Here is a 19,130-nt window from a genome sequence, read left to right on the forward strand (position 1 = left end):
CTCCTCCTCACGACGACCCGGGAGGCGTCCGATGACCCACGAGTACACCGTGCCCGCCCCTGACCTCGGCGCGGCCGAGCTGCCCGAGCCCGGCGCCGTCACCATCGTCGTACCGACCTTCAACGAGTCGGCGAACATCCGCCGGCTGCTGCGGCGCATCACCGAGTCCGTGCCCGCGCGGCTGCCCTGCGAGGTCGTCTTCGTGGACGACTCCACCGACGACACCCCGCAGGTGATCGCCGACGCGGCCCGTGACTGCCCCTTCCCCGTGACCGTGCTGCACCGCGACGAAGCGGCCGGCGGACTCGGCGGCGCCGTCGTGGAAGGGATCAAGGCGGCCGGTGCCGACTGGATCGTCGTCATGGACGGCGACTGCCAGCACCCGCCGCACCTGGTGCCCGAGCTGGTCGCCACCGGCGAACGCACCGGCGCCGCCCTCGTCGTCGCCTCCCGCTACACCGCCGGCGGCAGCCGCGCCGGACTCGCCGGCGGCTACCGCGTGGCCGTCTCGCGCGGCGCGACCTGGCTCGCCAAAGGGCTCTTCCCGCGCCGGCTGCGCGGCATCAGCGACCCCATGAGCGGCTTCTTCGCCGTCCGCCGCAGCGCCGTCACCGCCGACGTCCTCAAGCCGCTCGGCTACAAGATCCTCCTCGAACTCGCCGTGCGCAGCCGCCCCGAGCGGGTCGCCGAGGTGCCGTTCGTCTTCGAGGAGCGCTTCGCGGGCGAGTCCAAGTCGACCGCCCGCGAGGGCCTGCGCTTCCTGCGGCACCTCGCCGGTCTGCGCACCGACGCGCCGCTCGCCCGCATGATCGGCTTCGGGCTGATCGGGGCGAGCGGCTTCGTGCCCAACCTGGCCGGACTGTGGGCGCTCACCGCGCTCGGCGTGCACTACCTCCCGGCGGAGATCGTCGCCAACCAGTTCGGCGTGGCCTGGAACTTCCTGCTCATCGAGCACCTGCTGTTCCGCGAGCGGCGCGCCCACCGCCGCTGGTGGGACCGGCTCGGCCGGTTCGCGCTGCTCGCCAACGCCGACCTGGTGCTGCGCATCCCGCTCATCGCGCTGTTCGTGCGGGACCTCGGCCTGGGCCCGCTGACCGCGACCGCGCTCGCGCTGGTCACGACGTTCGTCCTGCGGTTCGTCGGCACCGAGGCGCTGGTGTACCTGCCCCGCCGCCGCTCCGGGCGGGGGGACGCGGACGTCAGCCGCGGCTGAACTCCGCCAGGGCGCGCTCCACGATGGCCTCCAGCTGCTCGTGGTGCGCGCCCTTCCAGTAGGCGCGCCCGCACTGGCGGCACTGCGCGAACACGTCGTACGTGCGATGCGTGCCCTGTTCCAGCTGGTCGGCGACCTCCTCCTTGGTGGCCCGGCGCAGCAGGCCGTTGCAGGCGGTGCACCGGGTCCAGGGCCGCAGTTCGGGGCGGAAGCGGTCGAGCACGTCGCGGAGCTGGTCGTCGGGCCGGGTGCTGTAGACGAACGCGCCCGCCCACAGCTCGCGGCGGCGCAGCAGCCCCCGGTCGCGGCTGAGCATCACCCGCTGCTCGGCGGCGGAGCGGGCGGAGAGCGCCGGGTCGCCGATGTCGGTGGACTCGTACGCCGTGTCCACGCCGAGCAGACGCAGCCGGCGGGCGAGGGTCCCGAGGTGCACGTCGAGCAGGAAGCGCAGCGGGGCGCCGGGGACCTGCTGGGGGCGCTCCACGGCGCCGACCGTGACCCGGTCGCCCGGCGCGGGGACGTACGACACCGGGACCTCGCGGCCGTCCACGGCCAGCGCGCCGACCTCGGTGAGCGGCACGCCGAGCGACTCCACGACATGGCCGAGCGACGAGACACCGTCGACGGAAGCCGCGGCGGCTCCCCGGCGCCGTGCCTGCGGGACGAACAGATGCAGCTCGGGGGCGAACTCGACGTGGATCTCGGCTGTGTTCACCTGGTCAGGATGGCATGGCGGGGCCGGGCGGCTCCTGCGGATTCCCGCGTCCGGCGAGCGGATGCGCAGACCGGGCGCCCGGGAGCGCGGCGCGGCGCGGGTCCGGCGGTGCGGGAGCGCGGCGCGGCGGATCGGGCGGTATCAGGCGGTGCGGGCCGGCAGTCCGTGTTCCAGGACGTCGAACGCGCGGTCGACGAGGGTGGTGAGGTCGGCGTGGAAGCCGTTCTCGGCCCAGTGCAGGGACGCCTCCATCAGGCCGCCCATCAGGGACGTCGCGAAGACCCGTACCTCCAGCGCGTCCGGGGCGAGGCCGGTGCGTTCGGCGAGGGCGCGGCACAGCAGCCGGCCGGTGGCGGAGGCGTTCTCCATCATCCGTGCGCGCACCGCGGGCACCTCGGCCATCAGCGCCGTCCGCAGCCGGGTGACCTCGGGCTCCTCGCGCAGCCCCCGGCCGACGGCCGTGTGGATCACGGACCGCAGGGACTCCATGGGCGGCTCACCGGGCGGCCGGCCCCGCAGCTCCTCCAGCAGGATCGCGTCGTACTCGTCGGTGAGGACGATGTCCTCCTTCGCCGGGAAGTAGCGCGAGACGGTCGACGGCGAGACCTCGGCGCGCTCGGCGATCTGCTCGACCGTCGTGGCCTCGTAGCCCTGCTCGCGGATCAGTCCGTAGGCGGCGGCGCGGATCGCCCGGCGAGTCTTGATCTTCTTCCGCTCGCGCAGGCCCGGACGCGGGCTCTCGGCAGGGGTGGGGGTGCGTGCGGCCGTCATGGTCGTCATTGTCGGACATCGCACGGGGGGCCACGGCCGTCCGGCCGTGGCCCCCGGGGGGGCGGACGTCGCGCGGAGGTCACCCGTGCTGGTACGCCACCAGCGAGATTCCCACGTAGTGGGTGATGAACGCGGCCAGCGTGAAGGAGTGGAACACCTCGTGGAAGCCGAACCAGCGCGGTGACGGGTTGGGCCGCTTGATGCCGTAGATGACGCCGCCGGCGCTGTAGAGCAGACCGCCGACGACGACCAGGACCAGCACCGCGATGCCGCCCGCGTGCATGAAGTCCGGCAGGAAGAAGACGGCGGCCCAGCCCATCGCGATGTAGCAGGGGGTGTAGAGCCAGCGTGGCGCACCGACCCAGAAGACGCGGAAGACTATGCCGGCGGCCGCCGCCGCCCAGATGCCCCACAGCAGCCACTGCCCCTTGGCGCCGGGCAGCAGGAGCATGGTGAGCGGGGTGTAGGTGCCCGCGATGATCAGGAAGATGTTCGCGTGGTCCAGCCGGCGCAGGATGCCGTCCATGCGCGGGCTCCAGTTGCCCCGGTGGTACAGCGCGCTCACGCCGAACAGCAGGCACGCCGTCAGGGAGTAGATGCCGCAGGCGATGCGGCCGCGCGTGGAGTCGGCCAGCGCGGTGAGGACCAGACCGGAGACCAGGGCGGCGGGGAACATGCCGAGGTGCAGCCAGCCGCGCAGCTTGGGCTTGAGCGGCTGGGCGAGCGAGTGCGCGAGCTGGTGGGCCATCGAGGGCACGGAGGCGTGCGCGGCGGTACCGCGGCCGGCGGCCTGCGTGTCCGAGGGCGCGTCGGGGGCGGACGAAGTCATGGGCCGCATGGTACCGAGCCACCCGTAAGTCAGGTGTCAGCGCGGGCCCCGGGACTGTGGTCGGCAAAAAATCCTTCAGGTTAAGCCAAGACATACACAAAGGGAACGTAAACCCGCCGGATAACCGTGGCATTCCTCACGCCGCTCACCTGTGAGGCCCCCTGGACATATGGGCAGTCGTGTCGGATACGATCAAATGAGTGCGGTCGGCACCGGATGAGCAGCACAGAAGCGTCCGGGTCGCAGCCCCCACGGGGCCACAAGGACAAAATCCCTCACTTAGGAGCAACCGTGGCGCGCGACAACTCGGCTTCCAGCGTTCCCACCAACCATCAGGAACTGATCTCGTGGGTGAACGAGATCGCCGAACTGACGCAGCCGGACAACGTCGTCTGGTGTGATGGATCCGAGGCCGAGTACGACCGCCTCTGCGAGGAGCTGGTCGCCAAGGGCACCTTCAGGAAACTCGACCCGATCAAGCGCCCGAACTCCTACTACGCGGCCTCCGACCCGACCGACGTCGCGCGCGTCGAGGACCGCACGTTCATCTGCTCCGAGAAGGAGGAGGACGCCGGCCCCACCAACCACTGGAAGGCCCCCGCCGAGATGCGGGAGATCTTCAGCGGTGACAAGGGCCTGTTCCGCGGCTCCATGCGCGGCCGCACCATGTACGTCGTCCCCTTCTGCATGGGCCCGCTCGGCTCCCCGCTGTCCGCGATCGGCGTCGAGATCACCGACTCCGCCTACGTCGCCGTCTCCATGCGCACCATGACCCGCATGGGGCAGCCGGTCCTCGACGAGCTGGGCTCGGAGGGCTTCTTCGTCAAGGCCGTCCACACCCTCGGCGCCCCCCTGGAGGAGGGCCAGGAGGACGTGCCGTGGCCCTGCAACTCCACCAAGTACATCTCGCACTTCCCCGAGTCCCGCGAGATCTGGTCCTACGGCTCCGGCTACGGCGGCAACGCCCTGCTCGGCAAGAAGTGCTACGCCCTGCGCATCGCCTCCGTCATGGCCCGCGACGAGGGCTGGCTCGCCGAGCACATGCTGATCCTCAAGCTCACCCCGCCGCAGGGCGAGTCCAAGTACGTCGCCGCCGCCTTCCCGAGCGCCTGCGGCAAGACCAACCTCGCCATGCTGGAGCCCACGATCTCCGGCTGGACCGTGGAGACCATCGGCGACGACATCGCCTGGATGCGCTTCGGCGAGGACGGCCGCCTGTACGCGATCAACCCCGAGGCCGGCTTCTTCGGCGTCGCGCCCGGCACCGGTGAGCACACCAACGCCAACGCGATGAAGACCCTGTGGGGCAACGCCGTCTTCACCAACGTCGCGCTCACCGACGACGGCGACGTGTGGTGGGAGGGCATGACCGAGGAGGCCCCGGCCCACCTCACCGACTGGAAGGGCCGCGACTGGACCCCCGGGTCCGCGGAGCCCGCCGCCCACCCCAACGCCCGCTTCACCGTGCCGGCCTCGCAGTGCCCGATCATCGCGCCCGAGTGGGAGGACCCCAAGGGCGTGCCGATCTCCGCGATCCTCTTCGGCGGCCGCCGCGCCAGCGCCGTACCGCTGGTGACGGAGTCCTTCGACTGGAACCACGGCGTCTTCCTCGGCGCCAACGTGGCCTCCGAGAAGACCGCCGCCGCCGAGGGCAAGGTCGGCGAGCTGCGCCGCGACCCGTTCGCGATGCTGCCGTTCTGCGGCTACAACATGGGCGACTACATGGCCCACTGGGTCGACGTGGCCAAGGACAAGGACCAGTCCAAGCTGCCGAAGATCTACTACGTCAACTGGTTCCGCAAGAACGACGAGGGCAAGTTCGTCTGGCCCGGCTTCGGCGAGAACTCCCGCGTCCTGAAGTGGATCGTGGAGCGCCTGGACGGCAAGGCCGAGGGCGTCGAGACGCCGATCGGTGTCCTGCCGGCGAAGGGCGCCCTGGACACGGACGGCCTGGAGCTGGCCGACAAGGACCTGGACTTCCTGCTCACCGTCGACAAGGAGGTCTGGCGCGAGGAGGCCGCCCTGGTCCCCGAGCACCTGAACACCTTCGGCGACCACACCCCGAAGGAGCTGTGGGACCAGTACCGCGCTCTGGTCGAGCGCCTGGGCTGAGCCCTTTGAAGACCCCGCGGCCGGCTGAACCGACTGTGCCCTGACCAGCTACATCGTCACGGCCGGCCGCGGAGCACACCGGCGAGGCAGCGCACAACGGCGTGCGCGGCCCCGGGCCTGCCGTCACCGCCCCGTCCGCCCCGACGACGGCGAAGACGGCAGGCCCTCGCTGTTTTCGAGACACCGGGACACAGGCGCCCCGAGCTCCGTCCCCGGCAACGCCGCCAGGGGGCGCGCAAGGAATCGCACGCCGCGCCACCCCGGCCCGGCCCGACGCCGACAGGGACGCGGGGAACTGCACGACGAGCCACGACGGACCCGCACCCGCGAGAGATCATCAGCCCCCGCGGCGAGGGACCCGGCGAAAGCGAACGCAGTGATGTGGCTCCCGGTCCGCGCGTCGCTGCAGGGCACGCGGACCGGGGCCGATCAGGGGAGCCCCCGGAGGGCTCAGCGGGACGCCAGCTCGCGCGGCTCCAGTGCCGCGGCGTGCAGGTCCATCTGCTGGGCGGCCAGGATCGCCGCGGCCGTGTCGGCCCGCGACGCGGCGACGACCAGCGCACGTCCGGCGAGGGTGTGCGCCCGCTCGTGCAGGGACCGCGCGTCAGCGGCGCCCGCGCCCGCGGCACGCAGCGGCGCGCCGCTTCCGCGCAGCCGGGCCACCTGCTCCGCGAGCCGCTCGCCGGCGGCGTCCAGCTCGGTCGACGGCGTCAGCGCCCGCAGCTCGTCCGTGACGGCGAGCAGCGCGGCGAGATGGCCCGCGAGCTGGAACTCCAGCTCCTCCTCGCGGGAGCGGTGGGGATAGTCCGAGGACGTGCCGGCCATCGTCCGGTGGACCGACTTGGTGCGGATCGGTTCGTACATGGATGGCCTCCCGAGTGCTTCGGGAAGCCATCCTAGCTTAGATTCTGTCTAAAGTTGAGTCGTTCACAAAAGCGGACACTGTGCACACCGAGGGTGACGTCAGTGCTGGCCGTACCCGTCCAGGAAGCGTCCGATACGGCCCACCGCGTCCCGCAGATCGGTCACCGACGGCAGGGTCACCACACGGAAGTGGTCGGGTTCCGGCCAGTTGAAGCCGGTGCCCTGCACCACCATGATCTTCTCGCTGCGCAGCAGGTCGAGGACCATCCGCCGGTCGTCCTTGATCTTGAAGACCTTGGGGTCGAGCCGAGGGAAGAGATACAGCGCCCCCTTCGGCCGTACGCACGTCACGCCCGGGATCTGGGTCAGCAGTTCGTACGCGGTGTCGACCTGCTCCTTCAGTCGGCCGCCCGGCAGCACCAGGTCGTTGATCGTCTGCCGTCCGCTGAGCGCGGCCACCACACCGTGCTGACCCGGCATGTTCGCGCACAGCCGCATGTTCGCGAGGATCGTCAGGCCCTCGATGTAGGAGTCGGCGTGGGCGCGCGGCCCGGAGATCGACATCCAGCCGACCCGGTAGCCGGCCACCCGGTACGCCTTCGACATGCCGTTGAAGGTGAGGGTCAGCAGGTCGGGGGCGACCGCGGCGGTCGGGGTGTGCGTGGCGCCGTCGTAGAGGATCTTGTCGTAGATCTCGTCGGAGCAGACCAGCAGGTTGTGCCGGCGGGCGATGTCCGTCAGCCCCTTGATCACGGCCTCGTCGTAGACGGCGCCTGTGGGGTTGTTGGGGTTGATGATGACGATCGCCTTGGTGCGGTCGGTGACCTTGCGCTCGACGTCGGCGAGGTCCGGCATCCAGTCGGACTGCTCGTCGCAGCGGTAGTGCACGGCGGTACCGCCGGACAGGGACACGGCGGCGGTCCACAGCGGGTAGTCCGGCGCGGGGACGAGCACCTCGTCACCGTCGTCGAGCAGTCCCTGCATCGCCATGACGATCAGCTCGGAGACGCCGTTGCCGATGAAGACGTGCTCGACGTCCGTCTCGATGCCGAGGGTCTGGTTGTGCATGACGACGGCGCGGCGGGCCGCCAGGAGCCCCTTGGCGTCCCCGTACCCGTGGGCGGTGGAGACGTTGCGGAGGATGTCCTCGAGGATCTCCGGCGGGCACTCGAAGCCGAAGGCGGCCGGGTTGCCGGTGTTCAGCTTGAGGATGCGGTGACCCGCCGCCTCAAGCCGCATGGCCTCCTCGAGAACCGGGCCCCGGATCTCGTAACAGACGTTGGCGAGCTTGGTCGACTGGATCACCTGCATGTCAAGGAGCTTACGGCCGCATAACGCGCCATGGGCGGTGTTTTCCGCCACGTGAGACGGGGCGGTTTGACCGGTTATCGCCGCCGACTGTCCCAGAGGCCTCTTGCGTCCCTAGAATTCGCGCCCATGTCCAGCCAGGGTCAGTACGGAAGCGGGGCGCACGACGCGCCGCAGGGGCCGCCGAACGTGTATCACCCGAACGCCGCCCCCACCCCCGCGTACGACCAGTACGCGGACCCGGCCACCGCCCACGGCTGGCAGAACGAGTACGACGCGACGGCCCCCCTCCCGGCGGTGCCATGGCCCACCCCCACAGCCGGGAACCACGCCGCGCCCGCGTACGGCACCGACGAGTACGGCGCCGACGCGTACGGCGCCGGTGGGTCCTACGGCGCCGACGGGGGCCAGGAGCCCGCGTGGGCGGATGACGACGAGGGACGGGATGCCGGGCGGACGGCCTCGACCGGCGACGGACCGGAGGCCGCCGCCCGCAACGGCCGCACGGGCACCCGCGCCGCCGCCCGCCGGGCGCAGCGCCACCGGGGAGGCCGGCGCCGGGCGGTGATCGCCGTCGGCGCGGTCACCGCCGTGTCCGCCGCGGCGCTCCTCGCCGCGTTCTCCTTCTCGGGCTCGCCCTCCGAGGGCACCGAGAGCCGCCAGGACCCCGCCCCGACCGCGACCGACGGCTCCCCGGACCGAGCCGACGACTCCGGCGGCACCGCTGGGGCCGCCCCGACTGCGGCGGCCGAGGCGACGGACGCGGCTCCCCAGGCTCCGGCGCCGGCCGGCACCACGAGCACCCCGACAGCCGAGTCGCCGACCTCGAAGGCCCCGGTGACCAGCCCGAGCAGAACCGGCTCGCCGACCCCGACGCAGTCCCCGACGCCCACGCCCACCCCCACCCCGTCCTCGGCGTCTCCTACCCCCACGACGTCACCCACCAGCCTCCCCCCAGGCAAACCCGGCCACGGCCCCGGCGGCCCCAAACACCCGAGGTAGCCAGCCTCCACGCGCCGACGGTCACGCCAACTCCCCAAGGGGCGCGGGGAACTGCGCGACCGGCCCCCCAACCCCCCGCACCCGGCACACGACAGAACCCGCCCCCACGCGCCGTCGTCCACGCCAACTCCCCAAGGGGCGCGGGGAACTGCGCGACCGGCCCCCCAACCCCCCGCACCCGACAGACGACAGAACCCGCCCCCGCGCGCCGACGTCCACGCCAACTCCCCAAGGGGCGCGGGGAACTGCGCGACCGGCCACCCAACCCCCCGCACCCGGCACACGACAGAACCCGTCCCCTCCGTAGCCCTCCGGTCAAGCCCCGCAGGGCCACGCAGGGAAACCCCTATGGCTCAAACCCGCACCTTGTACCCCCCACACCACGGCGATCACAATGCGCATGACAATCAAGTGGGCGACCGGAAGAACTCCGGTCGCCCCCGTCGTAAGAGGGGACCCCCACATGAGAAAGCCTCTCGTCGCCGCGCTGTTCGCGCTGACCGTCACCGCAGCCGGCGCGGCACCCGCGATCGCCGCTCCCACGCGCAGCGCCCCCGCGCCTGCCCCGACGCTGAAGGCCGTCGACTTCGCCGGCGCCGTCGCGCTCAGCAACTGTTCCGGCTCCGTCATCCGTTTCCCGGCCTCCCAGGACACCGACCCGGCGCTCGTGATGAGCAACGGCCACTGCCTGGAGACCGGCTTCCCGGCGCCCGGCGAGGTCATCGTCGACCAGCCCTCGTCGCGCTCCTTCACCCTGCTGAACTCCTCCGGCAGGGGCGTCGGCACGCTGCGCGCGAGCAAGGTCGCGTACTCCACGATGACCGACACCGACGTGACGATCTATCAGCTCACCCGCACCTACGCGCAGATCAAGAGCACCTACGGCATCAACGCGCTCACCGTCCAGGACACCCACCCGGTCGCCGGCACCGCCATCAAGGTCGTCTCCGGGTACTGGAAGCGGACGTACTCCTGCAACATCGACGGGTTCGTGTACCGCCTGAAGGAGGGCGACTGGACCTGGAAGGACTCGGTCCGTTACACCTCCTCCTGCAACACCATCGGCGGCACGTCCGGCTCGCCCGTGATCGACGCCACCACCGGCAAGGTCGTCGCCGTCAACAACACCGGCAACGAGGACGGCCAGCGCTGCACGGAGAACAACCCGTGCGAGGTCGACCAGAACGGCAACGTCACCGTCCGCCAGGGCATCAACTACGCCGAGGAGACGTACCAGATCCCCGCCTGCTTCGGCGCCGGCAACAAGCTGGACCTCGGCCGCAGCGGCTGCGTCCTGCCCAAGCCGTGACCCGCGCGGGGCGGGCCGGTGCGCTCAGCGCGCGGTCCTGCGCACCGCCCGCCCCGCCAGCACGTCCGTACGCCGCCCGTCCTCGATCACGAAACGGCCGTCGACCAGCACGTACGGGATGCCCGTCGGCAGCCGGCGCGGCTCGGCGTAGGTCGAGCCCGCCGCCACCGTCGCCGGGTCGAAGAGGACCAGGTCGGCGCGGTGGCCCTCGCGGACCAGACCCCGGTCCGGCAGGCGCAGTCTGGCCGCCGGCCGGCCGGTGAGATGCGCGACGCACTCCTCCAGCGACAGCACGCCCAACTCCCGCACGTAGTGGCCGAGATAGTGCGGGAACGTGCCGTAGGCCCGCGGATGCGGCTTGGTGCCCTGGAGGATGCCGTCCGAGCCGCCGGTGTGGACGCGGTGGCGCATGATCGCCCGTACGTTCTCCTCGTGGCCGACGTGCTGGAGGATCGTCGTGCCGAGCCGGTCGGCCGTCAGCAGCCGGCGGGCCACCGTCCACGGTTCCTCGCCGCGCCGGGCGGCCACCGCGCCGACCGTGTGGCCGACGTACGCCGCGAGTGACGGGTCGCCGACTCCGGAGATCTCGATCGTCTCCCACTCCACCGGCACCCCGTGGCAGCCGTCGGAGCCCTCCATCTCCAGATGGCGGCGGATCCGCTCGGCCGTGTCGTCGTCCGCGAGCCGCTTCAGGGCCGCCTCCGGGCCGCCCTCGCCCGCCCAGCTCGGCAGCAGCGCGGCGAGCGTGGTCGAGCCGGGGGTGTACGGGTAGGTGTCCAGCGTGATGTCGGCGCCCGCGGCCAGCGCGTCGTCCAGCAGCGCCAGCAGCCGCGGCGCGCGCCCCTCGTTCACGCCGAAGTTCATGGTGGCGTGCGCGAGGTGCAACGCGCAGCCCGCCTCCCGCGTCAGCTCCACCATCTCCGCGTACGCCTCCAGCGCGCCCGCGCCGTAGGAGCGGTGGTGCGGGCAGTAGTAGCCGCCGTAACGCGCCACCACCCGGCACAGCTCGGTCAGCTCGGCGTCCTTGGCGTACATGCCCGGCGTGTACGTCAGGCCCGACGACAGCCCGACCGCGCCCTGCTCCAGCCCCTCGGCGACCAGTTGCCGCATGCGGTCCAGCTCCCGCGGCGTCGCCTCACGGTCCTCCCAGCCGACGACCAGCGCCCGCACGGTGCCCTGCGGGATCAGATAGGCGGCGTTGACGGCGATGCCGCGGTCCAGCCGGTCCAGGTACTCGCCGACCGAGCGCCAGTCGAAGTCGATGTCGTCGCCGGGGCCGTTCCAGCCGGCGATGGCCCGGCGGACCTCGCCGAGGGTGCGGTCGTCGACCGGCGCGTACGACAGCCCGTCCTGCCCGAGGACCTCCAGCGTCATGCCCTGCGCGGCCTTCGCGCTGTGATCGGGGTCGCGCAGCAGCGCCAGGTCGCTGTGGGCGTGCATGTCGATGAAGCCGGGGGCCAGGACCAGCCCCTCCGCGTCCAGCTCGCGCATGGCCTGCGGACGCTGGCACCCGGCGGCCGCCGCCTCCTTGACGATGGACACGATCCGGCCGTCGTCGACGACGACGTCGGCGCGGTAGGAGTCGGCGCCGGAGCCGTCGACGACGTCCGCGTCCCGGATGACGAGGTCTTCCACGCCGGCCTCCCTAGAAGAACGTGCGGATGTAGTCGACGACCGTGCCGTCCGCCTCGGCCACCGGGATCAGCGGCCACTTGTCGAACGACGTGCACGGGTGCGAGAGCCCGAGGCCCACCCAGTCCCCGACCGCCAGCTCCGCCTCCGGGGCGGTACGCAGCCAGGCGTGCTGGTCGGACAGGCCCGTCACCTCGATCCCGGTCGCCGGGCGTTCGTCACCGTTTCGGCGTACCACCTGGGCCACGGGCAGGTCCAGGTCGTAGGCGGCGTCCCGCTTGCCCGCGTTGAGGAACGCCTGCTCGGGCGTGGGGCGGGAGACGACCTGCGCCCACAGCCGGAACGCCGGCTCCAGCGCGCCCTCCTCGGGCACCCGGTTGAACGGGGTGAGGCGGCGGTAGTGGCCGTCGTCGTGCGAGACGTACGCGCCGGAGCGCAGCAGCCTCAGCACCGGCGCCGACAGGCCGGGGACCTCGGCGAACACCTCGGCGACGGCGTCGAACCAGGCGCTGCCGCCCGCGCTGACCACGATCTCGTCCAGCCCCGCGAACCGCCCCGCCTTGTCGAACCCGGCGGCCAGCGCCACCAGCCGCCGCAGCCACGCCGTCACCCGCTCATGGCTCGCCCGCGGTACCTCGCCCTCGTACCCGGCGACCCCGACCAGCCGCAGCGTCCGCACGGCCGCCACCGCGTCCGCGACGGCCGCGCACTCGGCCTCCGTCCGCACACCGGTGCGCGCCCCGTCGCCGGCTGCCAGCTCCACGACGACGTCCAGCGGACGGGTCGCGCCCGCCAGCGCCGTGTCCATGAGTTCCACCCCGCGCACGGAGTCGACGTAACAGATCACGCGGAAGTCCGGGTCGGCGTCCTGCTCGGCCGCGATCCAGCGCAGGGCGGCCGGGTCGACCAGCTCGTTGGCGAGGAACACCCGCCGGATCCCGAAGGCCCGCGCCACCCGGACCTGGTGCGGCACGGCGAGCGTGATGCCCCAGGCGCCGTGCTCGATCTGCCGCTGGAACAGCTGCGGCGCCATGGAGGTCTTGCCGTGCGGTGCGAAGGCGAGGCCGTGTCGGGCCGCGTACGTCTCCATCAGCCTCAGGTTGTGCTCCAGCCGCTCGGCGGACAGCGCGAGCACGGGTGTGGCGAACCCGTCCGTGAACAGGTTGCGGCGCTCGGCGGCCAGCTCGCCGACGGTCAGGCCGTCCGCGTCCGGCGGGAGGCCCTTGAAGCGGTGGTCGACCCGGTCGTCGGCCAGGCGGGCGAGAGCGTCGCTACTCATGGGACCTCCCTGATCAGGTGCGTTGCAGGCTCTGCAACGCTCATTGCGTATGTCGCTTACCGCTGTCTAACATCTCGGCCGACGCGGGGTCAACGACGGCGGGCCCCCTGACCGAGGAGCTACGACCATCGTGACCAGGACCGCACCCCGCCATGCCCCCGACGTCGACGCGGTCGACGTCGTCGCGCTCGGCGAGTCCATGGTCACGTTCCTGCCCACCCGGCCCGGCCGCCTCGCCGACGTCCCCTCCTTCGACCGCGCCATCGGCGGCGCCGAATCCAACCTCGCCTGCATGCTGGCCGCCGCGGGACACCCCGTGCGGTGGATCAGCCGGGTCGGCGCGGACGGCTTCGGCGACCACCTGGTGAGGGCGATCGGCTCCTACGGCGTCGACGTCACCTCCGTCCAGCGGGACCCGGACCGCCCCACCGGCGTGTACTTCCGCACCGCCGGGGAGCGCGGCACGGACGCCCACGAGGTCGCGTACTACCGGGCCGGCTCGGCGGCCTCGGCGATGTCCGTCGCCACGGTCGACCTGACGGCGGCCCGCTCCTGCCGGGTGCTGCACCTGTCGGGGATCACGGCGGCACTCTCGGACGACTGCCGGGGCCTGCTGCGCGCCCTCACCGCGCCGGGCGCCGGCCGGCCCCTGGTGTCGTTCGACGTCAACCACCGGCCCGGACTGTGGAGCACCACCGACAGCCCCGACCTGCTGCTGGAGTCGGCCCGCGGGGCGGACGTGGTGTTCGTGGGGGAGGACGAGGCGGAGGCGGCCTGGGGCGTCACAGGCGGCCCCGAGGCCATCCGCGCCCTGCTGCCCGAACCGGCGACGCTGGTGGTGAAGCAGGGCGAGCGGGGCGCCACGGCGTTCTCGCCCCAGGCGCCCCCCGTCTCCGTCCCGGCCCTCCGCGTCGACGTCGTGGCCACCACCGGCGCCGGTGACGCCTTCGCCGCCGGCTTCCTGCACGCCACTCTGCGCGACCTGCCCCTCGCCACGCGGCTGCGCACCGCCCACCTCTGGGCCGCCGCCGCCCTCACCACCCCCGGCGACCTCACCGCACCCCCCGCCCGCGCACACGCCGACCGGCTCGCCGCCGTCGACGAGCGGACATGGGGGACACTTCGACTCGGCCCCGGCTGGACGCAAGCCGAGCAGGCCGAAGAGGAGGTACCCGCCCCATGAGCCAGACCGTCGACCGCGCCCTGAGCATCCTGCCGCTGCTCGCCGAGGGCCCCGCCGACCTCGGACAGGTCGCCGACCGCCTCGGCGTCCACAAGTCGACCGCCCTGCGCCTGCTGCGCACCCTGCACGAGCACGGCCTCGTCTACCGCCAGTCCGACCAGCGCTACCGGCTCGGCGCCCGCCTCTTCGCCCTCGCCCAGGAGGCGATGGAGAACCTCGACATCCGCGAGATCGCCCACCCCCACCTCGCCCGCCTGAACGAGGTCTGCGGACACACCGTCCACCTCGCCGTGTACGAGGAGGGCGAGGTCCTCTACATCGACAAGGTGGACAGCCGCTACCCGGTGCGCATGTACTCGCGGATCGGCAAGCCCGTCGCCATCACGGTGGCCGCCGTCGCCAAGCTGCTCCTCGCCGACCTGCCCGAGCACGAGCGCCGCGCGATCGCCGAGAAGCTCGACTACCCCCTGTACACGGCCCGTTCGACACCGAACGCCGACGCGTTCCTCAAGGAACTGGCCAAGGTGCGCGAACAGGGCTGGGCCACCGACCTCGGCGGCCACGAGGAGTCCATCAACTGCGTCGCCGCGCCCCTGCGCGGCGCCGACGGCCGGGTGGTCGCCGCGATGTCGGTGTCCGCGCCGAACGTCGTCGTCACCGCCGACGAACTCCTCACCCTGCTCCCGCTGGTGCGCCGTACCGCGGACGCCATCAGCGGCGAGTACTCCGGAAGAACGCCCGTGACGGACCCCACGAAGGACCCCGCATGACCGACAAGACCGCGCTCACCCCCAAGACCCACACCACCCCGCCCGCGAAGTTCTCGCACGGCGTGAGGAAGGGGAACATCCTCCAGGTCGCCGGCCAGGTGGGCTTCCTGCCGGCCGAGGAGGGCAAGGCCCCCACCCCGGCCGGCCCGACCCTGCGCGAGCAGACCCTGCAGACCCTCGCCAACGTCAAGGCGATCCTCGAAGAGGGCGGCGCGAGCTGGGACGACGTGATGATGATCCGCGTCTACCTGACCGACGTGGACCACTTCGCCGAGATGAACGAGATCTACAACGCCTACTTCGAGGAGCAGGGCCTCACCCAGCCGCCCGCCGCGCGCACCACGGTCTACGTCGGCCTGCCCGCCGGGCTCCTCATCGAGATCGACGCGCTCGCCGTCCTCGGCTGAGGCGCCTTTCCCGGCTGAGGCACCGACCCCGGCTGTCTCCCAGGGCGCGCTGACGCCCCCTCACCTCCCGCACGTCCGCACACGGTACGGCGCCCCCTCGGGCGCCGCGCCGCGATGCCCCCTGCCCGAAAGCAGCATGCACTTACCCCGTCCCCCGCCCCCGCCCCGTAGAGGACCAGCCCGCATGTCCCTCTCGCTCGCCGCCTCCGCCCCCGCCGCGACACCACCCCACACCGGCGGCCTACTCCTCCTGATCGGCGGCACCACCGGGCTTCTCACGGTCGCCGCCGTGGGCATCGCCCTGCTGCTCTTCCTGATCATCAAGGTCAGACTCCAGCCCTTCGTCGCCCTGCTCGCCGTCTCCATAGCCGTCGGCCTGCTCGCCGGACTGTCCGTCACCGAACTCTTCGGCACGGTCCAGCGCTCCGACGCCGTCTCCACCATCGAGTCCGGCATGGGCGGCATCCTCGGCCATGTCGCGATCATCATCGGCCTGGGCACCATGCTGGGCGCCGTCCTCGAGGTCAGCGGCGGCGCCGAGGTCCTCGCCTCGCGCCTGCTGGGCCTGTTCGGCGAACGCCGCGCCCCGCTCGCCATGGGCCTGACCGGCCTGATCTTCGGCATCCCGGTCTTCTTCGACGTCGGCATCTTCGTCCTGGCCCCGATCGTCTACGCCGCCGCCAAACGGTCCGGCAAGTCGATCCTGCTGTACTGCCTGCCGCTGCTCGCCGGCCTGTCGATGACCCACGCCTTCCTGCCGCCGCACCCCGGCCCGGTGGCCGCGGCCGGACTGCTGCACGTCGACCTCGGCTGGATCATCCTCATGGGCGTCGTCTGCGGCATCCCGGCGGTCCTCGCCGCCTGGGCGTACGCCGCCTGGATCGGCCACCGCCTCTTCGTCCCCGTGCCGCAGGACATGGTGGAGGCGGCCGAGGAGGCCAAGGCGGCCGTGCTCGCCGAACAGCGCGGGCAGGGCGTCGAGCCGCGCGAGGCCCCGGTTCCGCTCGGCACGGTCCTCGGCATCATCGGCACGCCGCTGGTGCTGATCCTCGCCGCCACCTTCTCCTCGATCGCCCTGGACCCCTCCACGGGCCGCTCGGTGATCGAGTTCTTCGGCCACCCCTTCGTCGCCCTGACGATCGCTCTGCTCCTCGCGTACTACCTGCTCGGCGTCCGCCGCGGCTGGTCCCGCAAGTCCCTGGAGACCGTCTCGACGGCCTCGCTGAAGCCGGTCGGCAACATCCTGCTCGTCGTCGGCGCGGGCGGTGTCTTCGGCGCCGTGCTGAAGGCCAGCGGGGTCGCCCAGGCGCTGTCGGACACCTTCCACGGCGTGGGCCTGCCGGTGATCGTCCTGTCGTACCTGATCTCGCTCGTGCTGCGGGTCGCCCAGGGCTCGGCGACGGTCGCGATCGTGACCACGGCGGGCATCGTCGCCCCGCTGGTGTCCGTCGGCCACCACAGCCAGGCGTTCGTGGCCCTGGTCATCATGGCGATCTCGGCCGGGTCCATCTTCGCCTCGCACGTCAACGACGGCGGCTTCTGGATGGTCGCCAAGTACTTCGGCATCAGCGAGCGGGACACGCTGAAGTCGTGGACGGTGCTCGAATCGGTGCTGTCGCTCGCCGGGTTCGCGGTGGCCGCCGGCGTCAGCCTCTTCGTATAACGATGCAGGGGCTGGCTGTGTGCGACACAGGAACGTCGACCATACTGCTGCGCTGTGGAGCAGCGCATAGGTGACAGCAGCCGGCCCCTGAAGGCCGAGGCCCTGAAAGCCGAGCCCGTGACGGGCGCCGGGTTCGACCCCGCCTTCGTCCCCGGGATCACCGCGCCCAAGCCGGGGGAAGCGGAGGACGTCGTGCCGGAGAGGGACACACCGGCCGAACCGGAGACGGCGGAGGACTCGGAGGACGCGGCGGAACGGGGGACGGCCGAGGACGCGGCCGGGCCGGCGGCGGCCGACGCGGACAAGCCGGCGGCGGCCGAAGCGGACGAGCCGGTCGACGGGCCCGTCTTCGAGGCCGCCGACCGCCGCGCGCGGATCGTCGCCGACCACCAGGGCGTACGGCTCTCCCTCGACGACCAGGCGTGCGAGTTCCGTTGGGACGAGATCGGCGCGGTGGAGACGGAGACGGCCCGCTTCGGCAAGCGGTTCACGGTCACCGTGCACACGCCCGAACGCCGCTGGTACCCGATCGAGATCGAGGCCGCGTCCCGCGCCGACTTCGCGACATGGGAGGCGGAACTGGACGCGGTCCTCGACGCGTACTTCGAAGAGGGCGACGGCGAGGCGCAGACCCCGCAGGAGTGACGCCGGGGCGGCTGTTCCCGGTCCTGTGCGTCAAGCAGGTCCGGGACCAGCCGTGGTCGGAGTTCTTCCGGCCACCGTCCGTGCTCAGCCGCGCCAGCTCGGGCTGAGGGCGATCTCCCTGAGCTGCCGGATGGTCAGCGCCGGGGTGGCGCGGGTGGCCGCGTCGTGCTGGGAGCCGGAGTTGAAGGCGCTGATGACGATCCGGAAGCCGTCCGTGCGCAGGGTGTCGACGGTCCACATCACGACGCCCTCGCCACCCTTCTCCCCGGGCCCCTGGTGCACGGCGACCCGGGTGCCGTCGGGCAGCGTCTCGTCGCCGGAGCCGAAGAGGTCACCGCGCACGTCGTTCATGTTCGGCTGCACGTTGACCTGCACCAGGCTCCTGCCCTTGCCGTCGTCCACGACGACGTAGGCGAAGTCGCCGTCCTCACTGCTCTTGCCGACGACCTTCAGCTTCTTGGGCAGCAGGGCGAGCAGCTTGGCGCGGGCGTGCAGCTCGGCACCCGGGTCCGTGGGGTCGGCGGACGGGCGGTGGGGATCGCGCGGGAGGGCGTCCACGAGGGGCCGCCAGTCCTTCGCCGACGCCAGCCGGGTCAACGCGGCCGGGTCCAGCGGAGGCTCGTCCCGGCTGACGGCCGCGTCCTTCTCGGCGGGGGCGTTCCACTCCATCACCGAGACGTGCTGCCCGGTCGGCGTGACCAGGTCGGCGGTCCAGAGCTTGGTGTCCACCCGCTTGTCGGGATACTCGTACCCCTGCAGGATCCTGATCACGGAGCCGTCCGCGAGGTGGTTCGTCGCGCAGGCGTCGTAGGGGATGTAGACCTTGTCCGGGCACTGGACCGCCTGCCGCGCGTCCAGCCCGCCCGGCTCCACCTGGTTGATGCTGACGGACAGGGCGGCGGCGCCCTTGCCGTCGTCGTAGACCACGGAGGCGTAGGGGAACACCGTGGCCCCCTCCTCGGACCCGCGCCCGTTCTCCTCACTGAACTGACCCTTGGGCAGCAGTCGTTCGAGAGTCGCGATCATCTGCTGCTTGGTGACGCCCGTGGCCGCCGCGCTCCTCGCGGGCTGCGGCTTGGTCGCGACGCTGGACAGGGCCGGCGCGGCGGGGGAGTCCTGCCCCCACGGCACGAGGAGGACGCCGCCCACCCCGGCGAGCGCCACACCGGCCACGCCGCCGGCGACGGCGGCCCGGCGCCGCAGCCGCAGCCGCCGGCCCCGCAGCGCGCCGCCCGCGGTGAGGGCGGTCCGGTCCGTCTCGAAGGTGCCGCCGGCCTGGTGCAGGGCGGCGGAGAGCTGGTCTTCGAAGGGGTCGCTGTGCGGATCGCTGTGCTGGTCGAAGGGCATGGCAGAACCACCGTTTCCGCGAGGTAGGAGGGAGGAAGGGGAAGGGGAAGGGGAAGGGAGTGGAGAGGGGAGAAGGCAGCG

17 protein-coding genes are annotated in these 19,130 nt (G+C 72.3%); 9 read left to right on the top strand and 8 right to left on the bottom strand.

Annotated elements, in window-relative coordinates; genetic code table 11:
- Positions 1 to 31: 31 nt before the first annotated feature.
- Positions 32 to 1,213 (top strand): glycosyltransferase, encoded by a 1,182-nt coding sequence (locus tag ACZ64A_RS13250; RefSeq protein WP_469810241.1) that lies wholly within the window; start codon positions 32 to 34, stop codon positions 1,211 to 1,213.
- On the opposite strand, the gene ACZ64A_RS13255 is transcribed toward ACZ64A_RS13250, so the two are convergent.
- The 3 genes from ACZ64A_RS13255 to trhA form a co-directional block, all read right to left on the bottom strand.
- Positions 1,200 to 1,928, bottom strand: coding sequence for a Mut7-C RNAse domain-containing protein (locus ACZ64A_RS13255; RefSeq protein WP_469810242.1), 729 nt, complete (start codon positions 1,926 to 1,928; stop codon positions 1,200 to 1,202). The genes ACZ64A_RS13250 and ACZ64A_RS13255 overlap by 14 nt on opposite strands.
- 141 nt (positions 1,929 to 2,069) lie before the next feature.
- The gene (locus tag ACZ64A_RS13260) at positions 2,070 to 2,699 is read right to left on the bottom strand and encodes a TetR/AcrR family transcriptional regulator (RefSeq protein WP_469810244.1); all 630 of its coding nucleotides are present in this window, start codon (positions 2,697 to 2,699) and stop codon (positions 2,070 to 2,072) included.
- A gap of 79 nt (positions 2,700 to 2,778) precedes the next feature.
- Entirely contained in the window at positions 2,779 to 3,528 is a 750-nt protein-coding gene (trhA, locus tag ACZ64A_RS13265; protein WP_469810246.1) for a PAQR family membrane homeostasis protein TrhA, read from the bottom strand.
- Between the two features lie 291 nt (positions 3,529 to 3,819).
- Here trhA and ACZ64A_RS13270 point away from each other — a divergent pair, with 291 nt between their 5' ends.
- The gene (locus tag ACZ64A_RS13270) at positions 3,820 to 5,640 is read left to right on the top strand and encodes a phosphoenolpyruvate carboxykinase (GTP) (RefSeq protein ID WP_469810247.1); all 1,821 of its coding nucleotides are present in this window, start codon (positions 3,820 to 3,822) and stop codon (positions 5,638 to 5,640) included.
- Between the two features lie 450 nt (positions 5,641 to 6,090).
- On the opposite strand, the gene ACZ64A_RS13275 is transcribed toward ACZ64A_RS13270, so the two are convergent.
- Together ACZ64A_RS13275 and ACZ64A_RS13280 are read right to left on the bottom strand one after the other, a co-directional pair.
- The gene (locus tag ACZ64A_RS13275) at positions 6,091 to 6,504 is read right to left on the bottom strand and encodes an SCO4983 family protein (RefSeq protein ID WP_469810248.1); all 414 of its coding nucleotides are present in this window, start codon (positions 6,502 to 6,504) and stop codon (positions 6,091 to 6,093) included.
- A gap of 99 nt (positions 6,505 to 6,603) precedes the next feature.
- A complete protein-coding gene (locus tag ACZ64A_RS13280) occupies positions 6,604 to 7,815 on the bottom strand; it encodes a pyridoxal phosphate-dependent aminotransferase (RefSeq protein WP_469810250.1) in 1,212 nt (403 codons plus the stop codon).
- A gap of 126 nt (positions 7,816 to 7,941) precedes the next feature.
- Between ACZ64A_RS13280 and ACZ64A_RS13285 the strand changes: the two genes are divergently transcribed.
- Positions 7,942 to 8,814, top strand: a complete 873-nt coding sequence (locus tag ACZ64A_RS13285; RefSeq protein WP_469810252.1) for a hypothetical protein — start codon at positions 7,942 to 7,944, stop codon at positions 8,812 to 8,814.
- A 463-nt stretch (positions 8,815 to 9,277) separates the two neighbouring features.
- Positions 9,278 to 10,123 carry a S1 family peptidase gene (locus tag ACZ64A_RS13290; RefSeq protein ID WP_469810253.1) on the top strand — a complete coding sequence of 282 codons (846 nt, stop codon included), beginning with the start codon at positions 9,278 to 9,280 and terminating at the stop codon, positions 10,121 to 10,123.
- Positions 10,124 to 10,147: 24 nt separating this feature from the next.
- Here ACZ64A_RS13290 and ACZ64A_RS13295 read toward each other — a convergent pair whose 3' ends face one another.
- Both ACZ64A_RS13295 and ACZ64A_RS13300 read right to left on the bottom strand, forming a co-directional pair.
- Entirely contained in the window at positions 10,148 to 11,758 is a 1,611-nt protein-coding gene (locus ACZ64A_RS13295) for an N-acyl-D-amino-acid deacylase family protein (protein WP_469810255.1), read from the bottom strand.
- A gap of 10 nt (positions 11,759 to 11,768) precedes the next feature.
- Positions 11,769 to 13,034, bottom strand: coding sequence for an amino acid deaminase (locus ACZ64A_RS13300; protein WP_469810256.1), 1,266 nt, complete (start codon positions 13,032 to 13,034; stop codon positions 11,769 to 11,771).
- Positions 13,035 to 13,164: 130 nt separating this feature from the next.
- Between ACZ64A_RS13300 and ACZ64A_RS13305 the strand changes: the two genes are divergently transcribed.
- The 5 genes from ACZ64A_RS13305 (at position 13,165) to ACZ64A_RS13325 (ending at position 17,702) form a co-directional block, all read left to right on the top strand.
- The gene (locus tag ACZ64A_RS13305) at positions 13,165 to 14,217 is read left to right on the top strand and encodes a sugar kinase (RefSeq protein WP_469810258.1); all 1,053 of its coding nucleotides are present in this window, start codon (positions 13,165 to 13,167) and stop codon (positions 14,215 to 14,217) included.
- Entirely contained in the window at positions 14,214 to 14,987 is a 774-nt protein-coding gene (locus ACZ64A_RS13310) for an IclR family transcriptional regulator (protein ID WP_469810259.1), read from the top strand. Before ACZ64A_RS13305 ends, ACZ64A_RS13310 begins: the two co-directional genes overlap by 4 nt.
- Positions 14,984 to 15,394, top strand: a complete 411-nt coding sequence (locus ACZ64A_RS13315; protein ID WP_399768283.1) for a RidA family protein — start codon at positions 14,984 to 14,986, stop codon at positions 15,392 to 15,394. Before ACZ64A_RS13310 ends, ACZ64A_RS13315 begins: the two co-directional genes overlap by 4 nt.
- A 184-nt stretch (positions 15,395 to 15,578) precedes the next feature.
- Positions 15,579 to 17,057: a GntP family permease gene (locus tag ACZ64A_RS13320; protein ID WP_469810261.1), complete on the top strand. Its 1,479-nt coding sequence runs from the start codon at positions 15,579 to 15,581 to the stop codon at positions 17,055 to 17,057.
- Positions 17,058 to 17,111: 54 nt separating this feature from the next.
- Positions 17,112 to 17,702 carry a hypothetical protein gene (locus ACZ64A_RS13325; RefSeq protein ID WP_469810262.1) on the top strand — a complete coding sequence of 197 codons (591 nt, stop codon included), beginning with the start codon at positions 17,112 to 17,114 and terminating at the stop codon, positions 17,700 to 17,702.
- Between the two features lie 84 nt (positions 17,703 to 17,786).
- Here ACZ64A_RS13325 and ACZ64A_RS13330 read toward each other — a convergent pair whose 3' ends face one another.
- On the bottom strand, positions 17,787 to 19,049 hold the full coding sequence (locus ACZ64A_RS13330) for a hypothetical protein (RefSeq protein ID WP_469810264.1): 1,263 nt from the start codon (positions 19,047 to 19,049) through the stop codon (positions 17,787 to 17,789).
- Positions 19,050 to 19,130: the final 81 nt, after the last annotated feature.

This window comes from Streptomyces sp. NPDC104814 (genome assembly GCF_055583185.1).

What these genes read in the sequence shown, in the direction of transcription:
- ACZ64A_RS13250 (WP_469810241.1), top strand. Translation starts at nt 32, where the DNA reads ATGACCCACGAGTACACCGTGCCCGCCCCTGACCTCGGCGCGGCCGAG.
- ACZ64A_RS13260 (WP_469810244.1), bottom strand. Translation starts at nt 2,699, where the DNA reads ATGACGGCCGCACGCACCCCCACCCCTGCCGAGAGCCCGCGTCCGGGC.
- trhA (WP_469810246.1), bottom strand. Translation starts at nt 3,528, where the DNA reads ATGACTTCGTCCGCCCCCGACGCGCCCTCGGACACGCAGGCCGCCGGC.
- ACZ64A_RS13275 (WP_469810248.1), bottom strand. Translation starts at nt 6,504, where the DNA reads ATGTACGAACCGATCCGCACCAAGTCGGTCCACCGGACGATGGCCGGC.
- ACZ64A_RS13280 (WP_469810250.1), bottom strand. Translation starts at nt 7,815, where the DNA reads ATGCAGGTGATCCAGTCGACCAAGCTCGCCAACGTCTGTTACGAGATC.
- ACZ64A_RS13285 (WP_469810252.1), top strand. Translation starts at nt 7,942, where the DNA reads ATGTCCAGCCAGGGTCAGTACGGAAGCGGGGCGCACGACGCGCCGCAG.
- ACZ64A_RS13290 (WP_469810253.1), top strand. Translation starts at nt 9,278, where the DNA reads ATGAGAAAGCCTCTCGTCGCCGCGCTGTTCGCGCTGACCGTCACCGCA.
- ACZ64A_RS13300 (WP_469810256.1), bottom strand. Translation starts at nt 13,034, where the DNA reads ATGAGTAGCGACGCTCTCGCCCGCCTGGCCGACGACCGGGTCGACCAC.
- ACZ64A_RS13310 (WP_469810259.1), top strand. Translation starts at nt 14,214, where the DNA reads ATGAGCCAGACCGTCGACCGCGCCCTGAGCATCCTGCCGCTGCTCGCC.
- ACZ64A_RS13315 (WP_399768283.1), top strand. Translation starts at nt 14,984, where the DNA reads ATGACCGACAAGACCGCGCTCACCCCCAAGACCCACACCACCCCGCCC.
- ACZ64A_RS13320 (WP_469810261.1), top strand. Translation starts at nt 15,579, where the DNA reads ATGTCCCTCTCGCTCGCCGCCTCCGCCCCCGCCGCGACACCACCCCAC.
- ACZ64A_RS13330 (WP_469810264.1), bottom strand. Translation starts at nt 19,049, where the DNA reads ATGCCCTTCGACCAGCACAGCGATCCGCACAGCGACCCCTTCGAAGAC.